This is a genomic window from Stutzerimonas stutzeri, assembly GCF_000935215.1.
Classification (GTDB): Bacteria; Pseudomonadota; Gammaproteobacteria; order Pseudomonadales; family Pseudomonadaceae; genus Stutzerimonas.
In genome coordinates this window covers 1-1,672 of sequence record NZ_JXXD01000312.1, presented here as the reverse complement: position 1 = coordinate 1,672, position 1,672 = coordinate 1, and the positions used below count along the sequence as shown (strand labels likewise).

Sequence of the window (1,672 nt, the reverse complement as noted above, 5' to 3'; positions counted from 1 at the left end):
GCGTCCCTTGAAGAACGTCCCTTAGCAAGAAGCCTTGCTTTCTTGAAAGTGCCTCTATCCGGCCGCGTGGTGTGGCCGGGCTTGATGGAGGTACACCCCATGCGACCCGCTCCCTTGCGGCCTGCCGCCGCTGCTGTCGCTGCGCCCGCGCAGCCCCAACGCTACCTGACCAACGACGAAGCCGCCGAATACCTGCGGCTGTCGCCGCGCACGCTGGAGAAACAGCGCGTGATCGGCGGAGGGCCGAAGTTCCGCAAGTTCGGCCGCCGCGTCATGTACGCGGTAAGCGACCTCGATGCCTGGGCCGACCAGCGCAGCTACGAGGCGACTTCCGACCCGGAATATGCCCAACGCCACGCGGGTGACTACCGTGATGGCCGCTGAACGCCGGTGCGTGGGTGGCCTTTGCCATGTCCAGCCCGCCAGGGCAAGCCTTGCAGCAGCGCGAACAGCTCGACCTGTTCCGGGCGCTGCCGGGCGACATGGCACCACGCGACAGCCAGGACTTGATGGCCTTTCCGTTCTTCTCGCTGGCGAAGTCGCGGCGCACCGCGCCGATCGACTTTCGCGCAGGCGGCATCACCATCCGCGTGGAGGGCACGCAGGAGCACGGCATCGCAACGATATGGGATGCCGACGTGCTGATATGGGCCGCTTCGCAGATCGCGGAGGCGCGCGACGCGGGCATCCGCCCGTCGCGCTGGATACGCGCCACGCCCTACGAAATCCTGCGCTTCATCGGGCGCGGCACATCGCTCAACGACTACCAGCGCCTGAAAGCCGCGCTGGATCGCTTGCAATCGACCACGGTGGCCACGTCCATCCGCGAAACCACGGGAAGGCGCTTGCATCGCTTCTCGTGGATCAACGAGTGGAAGGAACTGGCCGACGCCAGCGGCGTGCCGCTGGGCATCGAGCTGATCTTGCCCGATTGGTTCTATGCGGGCGTGCTCGATGCCGCCTTGGTGCTGACCATCGACCCGGCCTATTTCCGCTTGAAGGGCGGCATCGAACGCTGGCTGTATCGCCTGGTGCGCAAGCACGGCGGACGGCAGGAACACGGCTGGCAATTCGATTTCCGGCACCTCTACCGCAAATCGGGCAGCGCGGCGCGCTTCTCCGATTTTGCCTACGACTTGCGCGCCCTGGTGGCGCGGCAGTCGCTGCCCGGCTACGTCCTGGACATCGAGCGGATGCCGGACGATGGAACGGAACTGCTGACCTTCCGGCCAGTGCTGCATACGGCACGGGGATAACTCGGGGAAAACTTGTGGACGGCCTCGTGCTATCAGGAGTACCGGGTATCGTGCTATCAGGAGTACGCCTATCGTGCTATCAGGAGTACGAAAACGCCGTAAAGCCAATAACGGCGCGGGTTTGCGCCCCCTCTAACTTACCTAACAAGAAATACATAACTTTTAGTAGAAGCGCGCCGTTTCGGTGGAAAACCACCCAGCGGCACGGCCAGGCCGGCTTTCCGGCAGGGAGGGCCGCGCCATGATCGTCGCGCTTCTCAATCAGAAAGGCGGCGTAGGCAAGACCACGCTCGCCACGCACATCGCCGGCGAGCTGGCGATGCGCGGCCAGCACGTCGTGCTGCTGGATGCCGACCCGCAGGGTTCCTCACTGGACTGGACGCAGCGCAGAAGCCAGCAAGGCTTGCCACGGCTGT

Annotated in this window: 3 protein-coding genes; all 3 read left to right on the top strand. The window is 64.7% G+C overall.

What is annotated here, in order from left to right:
* Positions 1–114 precede the first annotated feature (114 nt).
* On the top strand, positions 115–384 hold the full coding sequence (locus LO50_RS22300) for a helix-turn-helix transcriptional regulator (protein WP_425266784.1): 270 nt from the start codon (positions 115–117) through the stop codon (positions 382–384).
* A 26-nt stretch (positions 385–410) separates the two neighbouring features.
* Positions 411–1,256, top strand: a complete 846-nt coding sequence (locus LO50_RS22295; RefSeq protein WP_014703534.1) for a replication initiator protein A — start codon at positions 411–413, stop codon at positions 1,254–1,256.
* 241 nt (positions 1,257–1,497) lie between these two features.
* Positions 1,498–1,672: ParA family protein (locus tag LO50_RS22290; RefSeq protein ID WP_044316404.1), on the top strand; the 175-nt coding region annotated here is incomplete at its 3' end.

Bases quoted from the DNA above. Each gene is read 5' to 3' on its own strand.
- LO50_RS22295 (WP_014703534.1), top strand. From the start codon at position 411: ATGTCCAGCCCGCCAGGGCAAGCCTTGCAGCAGCGCGAACAGCTCGAC.